General features: G+C 70.8%; 15 protein-coding genes. 7 read left to right on the forward strand and 8 right to left on the reverse strand.

All coding sequences use genetic code 11. The features are described 5' to 3' along the window. Positions 1–81 precede the first annotated feature (81 nt). Positions 82–816 (reverse strand): amino acid ABC transporter ATP-binding protein, encoded by a 735-nt coding sequence (locus ABD250_RS11190; protein WP_182658829.1) that lies wholly within the window; start codon positions 814–816, stop codon positions 82–84. 97 nt (positions 817–913) lie between these two features. On the opposite strand from ABD250_RS11190, the gene ABD250_RS11195 reads away from it, so the two are divergent. Both ABD250_RS11195 and ABD250_RS11200 read left to right on the forward strand, forming a co-directional pair. Further along, the gene (locus ABD250_RS11195) at positions 914–2,152 is read left to right on the forward strand and encodes a fatty acid desaturase family protein (RefSeq protein ID WP_182611091.1); all 1,239 of its coding nucleotides are present in this window, start codon (positions 914–916) and stop codon (positions 2,150–2,152) included. A gap of 2 nt (positions 2,153–2,154) precedes the next feature. Beyond that, positions 2,155–2,637 carry a hypothetical protein gene (locus ABD250_RS11200; protein ID WP_182611092.1) on the forward strand — a complete coding sequence of 161 codons (483 nt, stop codon included), beginning with the start codon at positions 2,155–2,157 and terminating at the stop codon, positions 2,635–2,637. Positions 2,638–2,658: 21 nt separating this feature from the next. Here ABD250_RS11200 and ABD250_RS11205 read toward each other — a convergent pair whose 3' ends face one another. The 3 genes from ABD250_RS11205 to ABD250_RS11215 form a co-directional block, all read right to left on the reverse strand. Continuing rightward, the gene (locus tag ABD250_RS11205; protein WP_179523730.1) at positions 2,659–2,937 is read right to left on the reverse strand and encodes a WhiB family transcriptional regulator; all 279 of its coding nucleotides are present in this window, start codon (positions 2,935–2,937) and stop codon (positions 2,659–2,661) included. Between the two features lie 244 nt (positions 2,938–3,181). After that, complete coding sequence (locus ABD250_RS11210; RefSeq protein WP_182652735.1) at positions 3,182–4,171, reverse strand: hypothetical protein; 990 nt, start codon at positions 4,169–4,171, stop codon at positions 3,182–3,184. A 25-nt stretch (positions 4,172–4,196) separates the two neighbouring features. Beyond that, a complete protein-coding gene (locus tag ABD250_RS11215) occupies positions 4,197–4,757 on the reverse strand; it encodes a type 1 glutamine amidotransferase domain-containing protein (RefSeq protein WP_182611093.1) in 561 nt (186 codons plus the stop codon). 83 nt (positions 4,758–4,840) lie between these two features. Here ABD250_RS11215 and ABD250_RS11220 point away from each other — a divergent pair, with 83 nt between their 5' ends. Next, positions 4,841–5,569 carry an LmeA family phospholipid-binding protein gene (locus tag ABD250_RS11220; protein ID WP_344392294.1) on the forward strand — a complete coding sequence of 243 codons (729 nt, stop codon included), beginning with the start codon at positions 4,841–4,843 and terminating at the stop codon, positions 5,567–5,569. On the opposite strand, the gene ABD250_RS11225 is transcribed toward ABD250_RS11220, so the two are convergent. Next, positions 5,556–7,160 (reverse strand): adenylate/guanylate cyclase domain-containing protein, encoded by a 1,605-nt coding sequence (locus tag ABD250_RS11225; RefSeq protein WP_344392296.1) that lies wholly within the window; start codon positions 7,158–7,160, stop codon positions 5,556–5,558. The two genes, ABD250_RS11220 and ABD250_RS11225, sit on opposite strands and share 14 nt — an antisense overlap. A gap of 239 nt (positions 7,161–7,399) precedes the next feature. Here ABD250_RS11225 and ABD250_RS11230 point away from each other — a divergent pair, with 239 nt between their 5' ends. Then, positions 7,400–8,956 (forward strand): DEAD/DEAH box helicase, encoded by a 1,557-nt coding sequence (locus tag ABD250_RS11230; protein WP_344392298.1) that lies wholly within the window; start codon positions 7,400–7,402, stop codon positions 8,954–8,956. 31 nt (positions 8,957–8,987) lie between these two features. On the opposite strand, the gene ABD250_RS11235 is transcribed toward ABD250_RS11230, so the two are convergent. The 3 genes from ABD250_RS11235 to ABD250_RS11245 form a co-directional block, all read right to left on the reverse strand. Further along, the gene (locus ABD250_RS11235; RefSeq protein WP_182658792.1) at positions 8,988–9,806 is read right to left on the reverse strand and encodes a thioesterase family protein; all 819 of its coding nucleotides are present in this window, start codon (positions 9,804–9,806) and stop codon (positions 8,988–8,990) included. Between the two features lie 22 nt (positions 9,807–9,828). Continuing rightward, on the reverse strand, positions 9,829–11,037 hold the full coding sequence (locus tag ABD250_RS11240; protein WP_182641392.1) for a fatty acid desaturase family protein: 1,209 nt from the start codon (positions 11,035–11,037) through the stop codon (positions 9,829–9,831). 92 nt (positions 11,038–11,129) lie between these two features. Then, the gene (locus ABD250_RS11245; protein ID WP_182658791.1) at positions 11,130–12,131 is read right to left on the reverse strand and encodes an LLM class flavin-dependent oxidoreductase; all 1,002 of its coding nucleotides are present in this window, start codon (positions 12,129–12,131) and stop codon (positions 11,130–11,132) included. A gap of 70 nt (positions 12,132–12,201) precedes the next feature. Between ABD250_RS11245 and thiM the strand changes: the two genes are divergently transcribed. From thiM to ABD250_RS11260, 3 genes are read left to right on the forward strand one after another with little or no spacing between them, the layout of a single operon-like run. After that, positions 12,202–13,056 carry a hydroxyethylthiazole kinase gene (gene thiM, locus ABD250_RS11250; protein WP_344392301.1) on the forward strand — a complete coding sequence of 285 codons (855 nt, stop codon included), beginning with the start codon at positions 12,202–12,204 and terminating at the stop codon, positions 13,054–13,056. Further along, a complete protein-coding gene (gene thiE / locus ABD250_RS11255; protein WP_344392304.1) occupies positions 13,053–13,727 on the forward strand; it encodes a thiamine phosphate synthase in 675 nt (224 codons plus the stop codon). The genes thiM and thiE overlap by 4 nt, the downstream gene beginning before the upstream one ends. A gap of 51 nt (positions 13,728–13,778) precedes the next feature. Continuing rightward, complete coding sequence (locus ABD250_RS11260) at positions 13,779–14,129, forward strand: VOC family protein (RefSeq protein WP_182659122.1); 351 nt, start codon at positions 13,779–13,781, stop codon at positions 14,127–14,129. The last annotated feature ends 5 nt before the right edge of the window (positions 14,130–14,134 follow it).

Consider the following 14,134-nt stretch of genomic DNA (forward strand, 5'->3'; position numbering starts at 1 on the left):
GAAATGGGTGGGTCGAGATCTGGGGGAGGTGATTCTGGAACGGGGGCCCGGTTCGGGGGTGGTGAGCGGACCCGAGCCGACTCAGTTGGTCAGGATCTTGGACAGGAAGTCCTTGGCACGGGCGCTCTGCGGGTTGGTGAAGAACTCCTCCGGGGTGGCCTGTTCGACCAGTTCCCCGTCGGCCATGAAGATGACGCGGTCGGCGGCCTTTCGCGCGAATCCCATCTCGTGGGTGACCACGACCATGGTCATCCCGGACCTCGCCAGCCCGGTCATCACGTCGAGGACCTCGTTGATCATCTCCGGGTCCAGGGCGGAGGTGGGCTCGTCGAAGAGCATGACCTTGGGGTCCATCGCGAGGGACCGCGCGATGGCGACACGCTGCTGTTGACCACCCGAGAGCTGGGCCGGGTACTTGGACGCCTGGTGCTCGACACCCACCCGCTCCAGCAGTTCCATCGCCCGCTTCTCCGCGACGGCCTTGGACTGTTTGCGCACCTTGATGGGGCCGAGGGTGACGTTCTCGAGGATCGTCTTGTGCGCGAACAGGTTGAACGACTGGAAGACCATGCCGACGTCCGCACGGAGCTTGGCGAGCGCCTTGCCCTCCTCCGGCAGTTCCTTGCCGTCGATGGTGATCGAGCCCGACTCGAAGGTCTCGAGCCTGTTGATCGCCCTGCACAGCGTCGACTTGCCCGAGCCCGAGGGGCCGATCACGACGATGACCTCGCCCTGATCGATGGACATGGTGATGTCCTTGAGCGCCTGGAAGTCACCGAAGTGCTTGTTCACGCCTGAGATCTCGACGAGTGCCATGGGAGGGATCATAGGCGGCTGAGGATTCATCGAGGATCGACTCGCCGATTGGACCTTTCCGGTCGACAACTCCACCGGCCCTCCGTACCGTCAACCCATGGCGATATCAGACGTGAAGGAATACGCCCATCTCTCCGCCGAGGACGTCGAGGCGATCGGTGAGGAACTCGACGCGATCCGCCAGGAAGTCGTGGACTCGCTCGGCGAATCCGACCGCCGGTACGTGCAGAACACGATCCGTCTCCAGCGCGGACTGGTGGCCGGTGGCCGGGCGGTCCTCCTCTTCTCCGGGTACCGCCCGGCGTGGCTGGTGGGGACCGGGATGCTGGCCGCGGGCAAGATCATCGAGAACATGGAGCTCGGCCACAACGTGATGCACGGGCAGTGGGACTGGATGAACGACCCGGTCATCCACTCCACCACCTGGGAGTGGGACATCGTGGGCACCTCCGAGCACTGGAAGGCCACTCACAACCATCACCACCACACGTACACCAACATCATCGGGATGGATGACGACGTCGGGTACGGCGTGGTCCGTGTGACGCGTGACCAGCCGTGGAACCCGGCGTACTCGCTGAACCTGGTGTGGAACACCATCCTGGCGTTCACCTTCCAGTGGGGCGTGGGGGTCCAGCACCTCGAGATCGCGCCGGGCACCATCAACTCGTCCGGCCGGGCCGAGCAGAAGCGGCGCATCGGGCAGTTCCTGCGCAAGGCCCGCCGTCAGGTGGGCAAGGACTACGTGTGGTTCCCGCTCCTGTCGGGCCCCAACTGGAAGTCGACGATGGCCGCCAACGCCACCGCCAACGTCATCCGGAACCTGTGGTCCAACGCCGTGATCTTCTGCGGGCACTTCCCGGACGGTGCGGACAAGTTCACCCTGGAGGACCTCTCCGAGGAGACCCAGGCGCAGTGGTACCTGCGTCAGATGCTCGGCTCCGCCAACTTCACCGGAAGCCAGCTCACCCACTTCATGTCGGGCAACCTCTCGTACCAGATCGAGCACCACCTCTTCCCCACCATCCCGTCCAACCGGTACGGCGAGATCTCGGAGAAGGTCCAGGACGTCTGCCGTCGCTGGGATCTGCCGTATACGACGGGTCCGCTGTACAAGCAGTACTGGCAGTCGTGGCGCACGATCGCCAAGCTCTCGCTGCCCGACCGCTTCCTCAAGGCCACCACGGACGACGCGCCGGAAACCAGGTCGGAGCGCATGTTCGAGGGTGAGCCGCGGACCTACGACGATCACGCGGGCCCCCGGTCGGGCCTGGTCACCGCTCTCAAGCACCGGACCGACCCGAATCAGCTCCGGCGCCTGACCCGCACGGTCTGACGGTGGCGGACGACCGGCCGGACGAGGGAGCTACCTCCGGCGACCGGACGCCGAGCGTCGACGAGACGCATCGGCGACCACCCGGCGCGACCGACGCCGAGGTGGAGGCCGCAGGCACCGCCACCGAGGCACTGGAGTACGTGGAGCGGGCCCGGGGGCACCTCTATGACCTGCACCAGCTGATCGGGCGCGCGGACATCCTCTACCAGCAGGCCGCGGATCAGCTGGAGGCGGTCGGCCGGACCGAGCTCGCGGAGCTGATCCGGACCGAGATGGTCGGGGTGAACGTCCTCCACGGGCGGTGGACGTTCCAGATGGTCGAGGAGTTCGACGACGGGTTCTGGACCACTGCCCGAGAGGTCAGCAAGGCCGTCCGGGACGAGGTCACCGACGGGCGTCGCCACGTCTACGAGGCCGAACTCAAGGAGCGGAACCGGTCCGCGGGCACCACGGGTCATGAGGCGACCCCGCGGGAAAATCTCTGACCTCCGCGGGGTCGGCCGGTGTCAGCCGGTCCGGTGTCGGCCCGCCATGGCGTGCCGTTCGGACTCGGTCGTCCCACCCCAGACCCCGTAGAGTTCCTTCGATTCCATGGCGAACTGCCGACAGGGGTCGAACACCGGGCAGCCCTGACAGACGGCCTTGGCCCTCTCCTCCTTGCGACGGCGTTCGCCCTTCGATTCGTCCTCTGCGCTGTAGAACAGGTCTTCGAGATCGATGCAGGCGGCATCGTCCCGCCACGACCAGAACTCCGCAGTGGGTTCGAGGTTCCTGTATCTGGGCACGGCGCCTCCTTCCCGCGACGCTGAAGTGCCCTGCCATGAGCCCTGGATGTTCAGAACGCGGTTGACTCCATCCTGACAGTCGACGCGGCGAGGTCAAACGGAAATTAGCGAGCGTAGGCTAACCTTTCTCGGCAAAAGTCGACGGGGGCTGCGCTTTTCGGAGCCTGTGGCCAGAGGTTAAAGTTCGGCAATTCTCCGGGGCCGACTCTTCATCTGCTGAGACGAGTGGCGGAAGTGGGCCTCGTCAGCTGCCGAACCGGGCCGTCGTCGCCCCGCGGATCACCTCGGCGGCGCGGGCCGCCGCACCGTCGACGCCCCACCACGCGCGGATACCTCCGGTCTCCCCGTCCCGTGCCCTCTCCAGTTGTCGGCGGACGGCGTGCCCGACGGCGGTCGGCCCGTCCCCGTAGCGCAACACGCTCACCGCCGGGATCGAGTCCAACGCCCCCGCGGTGGCGTCCTGCTCCCCGTACGGCCGCCGGCCCGGGACCACCACGAGCGGCACGTCAGCGCAGGCGGCATCGGCAACAGACGACTGGCCCCCTCCGGTGACCACCACGTCGGCCGAACACAGTTCCGGCCAGGGGTCCGCGTGCCATTCGCCGTCCGGGCCGCCCACCTCGAGCCAGTCGGCCACTCCGAGCTCGCGCGCCGTCGATCGGACCGCCCTCCAGAAGCGGTGGTCGCCGCCGGAGCCGGAGCCGTTGAGATGGACGACACGGGGACGACGACGATGCCGTGTCTCGCGGACGCGCCGCTCGAAGCGGGACACTCCGCCGATCTCCGCGACGGGGTTCTCCGTCCGCCGCAGGGTCGCCTGATGCGCTCCCGGTGGCCACGCCCCGATCAACCGCTCCGCAGCACGAACCCGCAGCAGGTGGGGCTCGTCCTCCCTCACCCCGGGCGGCAGCGTGCTGACCATCGGGATGCCGGTCATCCGCGCGGCCAGCGACATGGCGGGAGACGAATCGACCCAGAAGGCGCGGGGTCGTGCGTGGTCCATCCACGCGACGGCGGCGCGGCGCGCGGAGAGGGTGAGCTCCTCGGCGTCCTCCTCGTCATCGATGCCGGACGGGAGGTGGACGACGCGGGTTCCCGGGGGGAGGAGCGCGTCGTCGAACTGGCCCGAGATGAGCATCGTGACGTCCAGTCCCCGTTCCCGCAGGGCGCCCATCACCGGAATGGCCCGGTGGAGATGACCGCGCCCCCGGTGGTGGACGTAGACGCCGATCATCGAAACCCTCCCTCGGTCCGTCGGCTTATTCCGCTCCGCGGATCGCGCCGAGTAGTGCGTCGCAGAAGGCGGGGAGGTCGTCCGGGTTGCGGCTGGTGAACACGCCGTCCGAGCTGACCAGCTCCTCGTCCACCCACTCGGCTCCGGCGTTGACCAGGTCCGTGCGCAGGCTCGGGTAGGAGGTGACGCGGCGCCCGCGGACGACGTCGGCCTCGATCAGGACCCATGGCGCGTGACAGATGGCCAGGACGGGCTTACCCGCCTCGACCATCTCGCGGACGAGGGTCAGAGCGTGCTGGTCCTGGCGCAGAGCGTCCGGGTTGGCGACGCCGCCCGGCAGGACCAGGACGTCAACGTCGGCGGCGGTCACGTCGGCGCTCGTCCGGTCGACCGCCTGGGTGCCGGCCGGGGTGAGGTGGTCGACCAGGTCGACCTCGCCGTCGGATGTGCTGACCAGGAGCGCCGTGTGACCGGCTTCGGTCACGGCCCCCCACGGCTCGGTCAGCTCGACCCGTTCGATCCCCTCGCCGGCCACGAGGAATACGACGGTTCTGGTGTCAGTGCGTGCGTCCTGGGTCTCGGTCATAGCCTGATCGTGGGGCCGGACCCCCCAGGCCCGCAACCGGACCGCCGGTGGCCCCCGGCCCGACGGTCCGGCACGATACGTGGATGCGACGACGAGACCCGATCGACCGACGAGGACGGCGCGACCGCCGGCGAGGCGGCTGCGGCTGCTCCCTGCTCGTGCTGCTGCTCCTGGTGCTGGGGCTGGCCGTGGCCGCGGAGTTCGGCGCCCGGTGGTACCTGGCGGACCGGGCGGAACGCGAGGCGTCGGCGCGGCTCGGAGCCCCGGTGTCGGTGGGATTCGGACCCACACCGATCCTCTGGGATCTGGCCACCACCCGGGCCATCGACACGGTCCGGATGACCTCCCCCGGTGACGCAAGGGTGCCCCGGATCGACGTGACCGGCTACTCGGTCACGATGGTCGACGGCGCGATCCTGGCCGCGTCGGCGGACGGGACCGCCATCCTCAGTGGCGACCAGCTCGCCGCCGCCGCGGCGGAGGGCAACCCGGCCGGCGACTCCCCGGTCGCGGGGCTGACGGAGGTCCGGTCGGTCCGTCCCGACGCGCAGGCCGGCCTGCTGCGCGCGGACATCGGTGGCATCGCCGAGATCGGTGTGGCCCCGGGGGTCTCCGACGGCCGACTCACCCTGACCCCTGAGCAGACCGAGCTGATCGGCATCCCCCTGCCCGACGGGTTGTTCTCCGGCATCACCGGCACCGTCGACTCGACGGTCGCCGCACTGCCCGGGGGGGTGTCGATCCACGGCGCCCGCGTGGTCCCCGACGGCCTCGAGGTCGCGCTCATCGGCACGGACGTCACGCTGAGGTAGCGCCACCGCCGTGGTCCGCCGGGTGGTCGTCGCGCCCGGCGGTGACGGGCACGCACAGCTCCGTGGCATCCGACCGACCCCGGACCACCTCTGATCCGACCCGGTTCCACCGAGCGGCCTCGGCGTCGCCCGCCTGCGCGACCGCGGTGCCGGAGGCCAGGACGAGACCGGACTGGTTCTTGGCCAGCTCGCACAGCCGGGACGCCTCGTTGACCGCGTCGCCGATGACCGTGTACTCGAAGCGGTCGTCGGCGCCGACGTAGCCTGCGACGACGCCCCCGTAGGAGGCCCCGATCCCGGCCCGGCATCCCGGCACCCGGGCCGGCAGCCGCTCGCCGAGCACCCGGGCGCAGGCCAGTGCGGCGGACGCCGGGTCGTCCATCGCCCGCGGCGCACCGAACACCACGAGCGCGGCGTCGCCGAGGAAGCTGTCCACGACGCCGTCGTACTCCTCGACCGTCTCCACGACCACCCGGAAGAACCGGTTGAGGACGTCCACCACCTCCGAGGCCTCGGACCGCACCGCCATCTCCGTGGACCCGATGATGTCGACGAAGACGACGCCGACCTGGGAGGCGCTGCCGCCCAGTTCGGGGTCCCGCTCCTCGGCCGCCTCCGCGACGTCGCGACCCACGTGGCGGCCGAACAGATCCCGGAGCCGTTCGCGTTCCTGGAGCCCGGCCGCCATCCGGTTGAACCCGCGCTGGAGCTCGCCGAGTTCCGTGCCGTCGTAGACCACCACCCGCCGGGAGAGCGTACCGTCCGTGACGTCCTCCATGGCCCAGCGGAGACTGCGTAGCGGGCCGAGGACCGACCCCGTGCCCAGCGAGACGAGCAGGAATCCGGCGAGGAGCGAGGTGGCGCCGAGCACGATCACGATGACGGCGAGGCGTTCCAGCGACAGGGCCCGGCCCGCCAACGTGTAGATCGCCACGATGATTAGTCCCGCGATCGGCACCCCGCTGCCGACCGCCCAGGCCACGCGGAGCCGCGTCATCGCACCCAGGAACCGGCCGCGGGGAACCGGACCTCCGGCCAGGGCGACCGCGGCGACGGGACGCAGTCCGAAGTCCGCGAAGAGGAACGCCACACCGCAGACGACCATTCCGGAGAAGACGATCGTGAACCCGACCGACGGGATCGCCTCGGGGTCGATCACCCCGAAGGCGGGCGTGACCACGGCCGCGCCCAACAGCCACAGGAACGCCTGGATCAGCGTCATCCGGCCGGGCAACCGGAGGGTCCACACCCGCTCGCGGTCCGTGGGTTCGCGGCCGTCGAGGAACCACCCGACACGCCGGTGGACCGCTCCACGCACCCAGATCGTCCCCACGATCGTCGCCAGCGCCACATACACCGGGACGACGACCGCCGTGGGGACCATGAACTCCCCGGAGGGAAGGGTGGGACCCGGAAGGACGAAGAGGATCAGCACGGCGGCGACGGCCACGCCGACGAGGTTGGAACCGAGTAGCGTCAGGACGAGCAGCACCCGGACCCTCATGGTGCGCAGTCGCGCTGACTCCGTCCCCCGTCCGAGCAGCACCGAGCCCAGTTCCGGGCGGCGCAGCAGGGACAGGTCGAGTCGCACGGTCACATCGTGCCATCTGCGGGCCCCGAAGTGAGGACCTCGTCACACTCGGGGCGGGAACCGTGGTCCGGGGCCCGGTGGGGCGTAGGGTGGGCGAGTCGGCCCGCACCACTCTTGCCTCGGGCCGAATCGGATGTCGACCTCCCGTGGTCGCGCACCGGGCGCGTCGCTTCCGAGCGACGCGGTAACCCAGGAGCGCGCCGGGCAAGACGCCCCATCTATGTACGGAGATTCCTCCCTTGTCACGTTCCTTCGCCGATCTCGGCGTTCCTTCATCCCTGCTCGACGTCCTCACGGGCGTCGACATCGTCACCCCCACCCCCATCCAGTCGGCGACGCTGCCCGACGCGATGTCCGGACGCGACGTCCTGGGCCGCGGCCGCACCGGCTCCGGCAAGACCTACGCGTTCTGCCTCCCGCTGGTCACCCGCCTGGCCGCCTCCGCGCCCGCCGGCGGCCGACGTAAGCGCAACTCCCCCCGCGGGCTCATCCTGGCCCCCACCCGCGAGCTCGCCCGTCAGATCGACGAGACCCTCGCGCCGCTGGCCCGCGCGATGGGCCTCAAGACCACCGTGATCTTCGGCGGCGTCTCACAGGGTCGCCAGGTCAGCGCGCTCGACCAGGGCGTCGACATCGTGGTGGCCTGCCCGGGCCGGCTCGAGGACCTCATGGGCCAGAAGCACTGCCGCATGGACTCGATCGAGGTGAGCGTCCTCGACGAGGCCGACCACATGGCCGACCTCGGCTTCCTCCCGGGAGTCACCCGGATCCTGGCGGCCACGCCTCAGGGTGCCCAGCGCCTGCTGTTCTCCGCGACGCTGGACCAGGGTGTGGACAAGCTGGTCCGCAAGTTCCTCGACAACCCGGTCGTGCACGAGGTCGACGACGGCTCCGCCACCCCCGGCGCGACCGCACACCACGTCTTCCACGTGGACCCGGACGACCGCGTCCGCGCACTGGCGGACCTCGCCGGCGTGAACGAGCGGACCGTCATGTTCACCCGCACCAAGCACGGCGCCAAGCGCCTGGCCAAGCAGCTCTCCGGGCGCGGCGTGACCAGCGTGGATCTGCACGGCAACCTGTCGCAGAACGCACGCGTGCGCAACCTCGACGCGTTCTCCTCCGGCCAGGCGAGCGTGCTCGTGGCCACCGACATCGCCGCGCGCGGCATCCACGTCGACGACGTGGGGCTGGTCGTCCACGCCGATCCGCCCGCCGAGCACAAGGCGTACGTGCACCGCTCGGGCCGGACCGCACGCGCGGGTGCCGTCGGCACCGTGGTCACCGTGGCCACCTCCGACCAGGTCCGTGAGGTGCGCTCGCTGCTGCGCTCGGCCGGCGTGACGGCGGGCGAGATCGTGCTCCCGGTGGGCGCCAACGCCGCCACCGCGCTGGCCGACGCCCCCGAGCCCCCCGCCCACGTCCCCGGGGCCGAGGCCCCCGCGGGCCGCCCGAGCCAGGGCCAGACCCGCCAGAGCCAGAACCGGCAGCGTCAAGGCCGCGCCCAGGGCGGGCAGGGTCAGAACCGCCAGGGTCAGGGCCGCGACGGCGGGGAGCGCGGAGGCCGCGGGCAGGAGTCCGGTGCGGACGGCACCCGTCGTCGTCCCCGTCGTCCCCAGAGCGCCGGCGCCCAGGGTTCCGGTGGCCACGGTTCCCCCCGTCAGGGGTCCGGGGGCCAGGGTTCGGCACGCCAGGGTGCCGGTGGCCAGCGTTCGGCCGCCACCCACACGATCGCCCAGAGCGCGGGCCAGCCGCGTGGCGGCGATCGACGCAGGGCCAGCCGCGCCGCCGGCTGAGTCCCGCCGCCGACCGATCAGCCGCCGGCCGTCACCCGAACACGGTGATGGTCTGGCGGCTGATCGCCGTCAGGGCCCCGTCCGGTCGCCACATCATGGCGTGGGTGTGCGCGTACCCGTCGCGGGAGGCATCGGTGGTCGCCTCGTAGGCGAACAGCGCCTCCGGCGGGATCGTGTCGGGGCCGATCTCCGCCACCAGCTCCAGCGTCCAGGTCAGGCTGCTGGCGGGTGCGAACCCGGACAGCATCTGGATGGTCGCGGGCGGCCACGCGTCCGCGAGCACCAGCAGATGCTCCTCGTGGAACTCCTCCGGGGCCTCGCGCAGCTGCGCCCAGCCCGAGAGGTCTCCGGTCTCGGCTCCGCTGAACGGTAGGGCGCCGCCGACCTGCCTCAACGCGAGGAACCGGTAGAACTCCGGGGTCATCTTCTCGATGTAGGGGAACGGCTCGATGGTCCCGGGCTCGGGCAACTCCGGCATGGGATGCCTCGGGGGCACGACGATGGTCGACTCGCGGTGCTTCCCGAACGCCGCGAGCGCCGTGGCGACGATCGCTCCGTCCTGCCGCAGCGTGGCCTGGGCCTGCGTCACGTTCTTCCCGACCCGCAGGATCTCGGCGTGGACCTCGACCGGGCCCGGCGTGGCGGGACCGACGAACGAGACGGTGAACGACCTCAACGGATGTAAAGACCCCGACGCCGACCCGGCCGCGTCCTTCAGGCGACCCTTGATCGACGCGAGGAGCAGGGCCCCGGTCAGGCCTCCGTAGATCGCGCGGCCCTGCGTCCAACCGTCCGTGATCTCGACGCTCCCGCCGCGCGAGGCGGACTCCAGCATGCTCTTCAGCGACATGCCGGACAGTCTGCCAAAGCGGTCAGCGGACCAGTTGGGGGCGCCCCTTGTTCCGGAACGCGGCCAGGGCCGTCGCCAGGCCCGGCATCTGCGGCATCCGGTCGAACATCTTCTCGCTGCGGGTCTCCGCCGCGTCGTCGGCGGTCCGGTGCAGGTACTTGTCGGGCAGGGAGAGCCGGGCGATGGTGCGCCACGACTGCAGGTACTGCTTCCACAGCGGCCCGCTCACGTACGGCAGGTCGTACCGCTCGCACAGGTCCCGGACCCGCAGCGAGATCTCCGAGTACCGGTTGGACGGCAGGTCGGGGAACATGTGGTGCTCGATCTGGAACGACAGGTTGCCCGACATGAGGTTCATGACGGGGCCGCCGTCGAGGTTGGCGCTGCCGAGCATCTGGCGCAGGTACCACTCGGCCTGCGTCTCGTTCTTCACGTCCTTGGGGGTGAACTTCTCCGCCCCGTCCGGGAAGTGGCCGCAGAAGATCACCGCGTTGGTCCAGATGTTGCGGATGATGTTCGCGGTGACGGTCGCCGTGAGCGCCTGCCGGCCGGACGGCCCCGCGAGCACGGGGAACAGGACGTAGTCCTTGAGGACCTGCTTGCCCGCCTTCCGCAGGAACGCCTTGGCGGTACGGCGGTCGGCGGGCGTGGCACCGGAACCCGGGAACGCGTCCTGGAACCGGACGTGCTGCAGCCCGATCCCCCATTCGAACCCCAGCATCAACACGGTGTTGATCAGGAGGTTGGCGGAGTACCGGGGCTCCCACGGCACGTCACGCGTGACCCGCAGGACGCCGAACCCCACGTCGTCGTCCAGCCCGACGATGTTCGTGAACTTGTGATGGAGGTAGTTGTGGGTGTGCTTCCAGTCGGCGGAGCTGCCGACCAGGTCCCACTCCCACGTGGTGGAGTGGATCTCCGGATCGTTCATCCAGTCCCACTGTCCGTGCAGGACGTTGTGACCGATCTCCATGTTCTCGAGGATCTTGGCGACGGCCAGGGCTCCCGTGCCGAGCGCCCAGGCCGTGCGGTTGCGGGCGCCGAGATACAGGACGGCACGGGCTCCCAGTTCGATCCCCCGCTGCAGCCGGATCACGCTGTGGATGTAGCGGTAGTCCCGCTCCCCGCGAGAGGCGATGACGTCGGCCCTGATCGCGTCGAGTTCCCGCCCCAGCTCGTCGATCTGCTCGGGAGAGAGGTGCGCGTACTCGCCTACATCAGAAATGGCCATGGATCAACTCTAGGCCTGACTGGCACCCACGGCTACCCGGGAGTAGGCACGCGCTGGGAATACGTGACCAACGGCACTCGGCCGCCGACATCTCAGTCGTTCCAGGCCCGGCGCAGCACGTCCAACGTGCCGTGGACCCGCTCGCGGGTCGACCCCACGGGGGCGATCATCAGCTCGTCCGCGCCCGCGCGTCCGGCGAAGTCGCGCAGGTAGTCGCGCACCTCGGGGCCGTCCCCCACGGCGGTGTAGGTGATCATGTGCAGGATCTGGCGACCGGCGGCCGACTCCATCACCATGTCCAGCTCCTCGTCCGAGAAGTGGCGCCCGCGACCGGCCATGAGCTTGACGCGCTGGCGGCGGTACCAGTGCAGTTCGCGGGCCGCGCGCCCGGTGTCGTCGTCGGCCACCACGTTGACCGCGGCGATCATGTACGGCTCGGCCAGCTGGTCGCTGGGCTCGAACCGGTCGCGGTAGACCGCCGAGGCCTGCTCGAGCGCATCGGGCGCGAAGTGCGAGGCGAACGCGTACGGCAGGCCGAACTTCGCGGCGAGCTGGGCGCCGAACAACGAGGATCCGAGGATGTAGAGGGGAACCCTGGTGCCCCGGCCCGGGGTTGCGATGATCCCGCGGGTGCGGGCGAGGTCCGACGGGGAGTCCCCCAGGAAGGCCTGCAGTTCGCGCACGTCGTCGGGAAAGCGCTCGGCGGCCGACGGCTCGCGACGCAGGGCGCGGAACGTCTGCTGGTCGGTGCCGGGCGCGCGCCCCAGCCCCAGATCGATCCTGTCCGGGTGCAGCTCGGCGAGCGTGCCGAACTGCTCGGCGATCACGAGCGGCGAGTGGTTGGGCAGCATCACCCCACCGGAGCCCAGGCGGATCCGCTCGGTCTGGGAGGCGATGTGCGCCATGAGCACCGCCGGCGCCGAGGAGGCGATGGACCCCATGTTGTGGTGCTCGGAGTACCAGACCCTCTCGTAGTCCAGCTCCTCGGCCCTGCGCGCCAACGCCACCGAGTCCTGCAGCGCCTCCCCGACGGACTGACCGGGGCGGACGGAGGCGAAATCGATCACGGACAGGGGCATCGGGGAGGGGGTCATGACCGGTCCAACCCACGCCCCGCGGGACCTATTCCGTCCCGTGTCCGGCCGGGGGCGGCACACTGGGGGTATGTCCGCACCCGGCTCCGGTTCCAGTTCCAGTTCCGTCGACATCGTGCACCTGGTCTCGGAGATGCGCAGGTCCGAACCGCTCGTGCACTGCCTGACCAACTCGGTGGTCCGCCAGATCACGGCCGACGTTCTTCTGGCGGCCGGTGCGGCTCCCGCGATGGTCGACCACCCCGAGGAGGCCGCCGACTTCGCCGCGGTCGCCTCCGGAGTGCTGGTCAACGTGGGCAACCCGACAGCCGAGCAGGTCGAGGGCATGCACGCCGCGATCGGCTCGGCGCGGGAGCACGGCACGCCGTGGGTCCTCGATCCGGTGGCGGTGGGCGGTCTGACGCTGCGCACCGGGCTCGCCACCGGCTGGCTCGACCACGTCCCCGCGGCGATCCGTGCCAACGCCTCGGAGATCGTCGCGCTGGCCGGTACCGGCGCGGGTGGCCGGGGCGTGGACTCGACACACGACGTCGCGGCCGCGCTGCCGTCCGCGCTGATGCTCGCCGAGCGCACCGGGGGCGTGGTCGCGGTGACGGGTGCGCAGGACGTGGTCGTCACCAATTCCGGCGGGTTGACGGTCGCCACCTGGATCACCTCGGGGCACCCGCTGTTGCAGAAGGTGATCGGCACCGGCTGTGCGCTCGGGGCGCTGACGGCCGCCTACCTGGGCGCGGCCCGGGCCGCCGGCCTCCCCGACCACGACGCGGTGGTGGCCGCCCACGCGCACGTCGGTGCAGCGGGGACGGCCGCGGGTCGCGTCGCCGCCGGTCCGGGCCTGTTCGCGGTGGCGTGGCTGGACGCGCTCTACACGCTCACGCCCGGGGAGATCGCGGACTCGGTCACGCTCCTCGACGCCACGCCGTGACGTCCCCGGTCGACTGGAGGCTGTATCTAGTCACTGATCCGCACCTCGGCGGTGGACCGGACGCGGTGCCGCGGATCGTCCACGAGGCCGTGCTCGGCGGGGTGGGGGTCGTCCAGGTCCGGGACAAGGAGTGCGACGACGACGAGTTCGCCGCCCGAGCGGCCGCCGTCGCCGACGCCGCCCGACGTGCCGGGGCCCGGGTGGGCCGCGACGTGCCGGTGTTCGTCAACGACCGTCTGGACGTGGCGCGGGAGCTCGGGCTGCACCTGCACGTGGGGCAACGGGACGTGCCGTTCGGTCGGGCCCGGGCCGCACTCCCGGGGCATCTGATGCTGGGCCTGTCGATCGAGTCCGATGAGCAGCTCGACGTCGCACTGGCCGGCCCCGGTCCCGCGCCGGACGTGATCGGGGTGAGCCCGGTCTGGTCCACCGCCACCAAGACCGACACCGCCGCGGCGCTCGGTCCGGCGGGAGCCGACCGGATCGCCCGCGCGGCCCACCGACGTGGCGTCCCGGCGGTGGGCATCGGCGGGATCACCGCGGCGAACGTCGGCCTCCTCGCCGGCACCGCCCTGGACGGCGTGTGCGTGGTGTCGGCGGTGATGGGGGCGCCTGATCCACGCGCCGCCGCCGTCGACCTGCTCTCCCGCTGGACCCGGGCCCGCGGCTGAACCGGCGCCGAACCGCGCCACCACTCGCGGGGTGCCCGTACCGTCGGGCGCATGCAAGACAGCACCCCGGACCAGATCACGATGGTCGAGTTCCCCAGCTCGTCGATGCCGGCGACCGCCGACTTCCTCTCGACCGTGTGTGGCTGGACCCCCACCGTGTACGGGACGTCGTACACCGACCTCACCGGCGGCGGGATCGAGGTGGGGATCCAGGGCGACGACGACGAGCAGTCTCCGGCTCCACTAATGGTGATCCGGGTGGCCGACCTGGACGAGGCGCGCGGACGGGTCGAGAGCGCCGGTGGCGTGGTGACCCTCGAGCCGTTCTCCTTCCCCGGCGGCCGGCGGTTCCACTTCCGGGAGCCCGGCGGGAACGAGATGGCCATGTGGGTGCCCGAGTAGCCACC

Source organism: Dietzia cercidiphylli (assembly GCF_039531545.1).
Taxonomy (GTDB): domain Bacteria; phylum Actinomycetota; class Actinomycetes; order Mycobacteriales; family Mycobacteriaceae; genus Dietzia; species Dietzia natronolimnaea.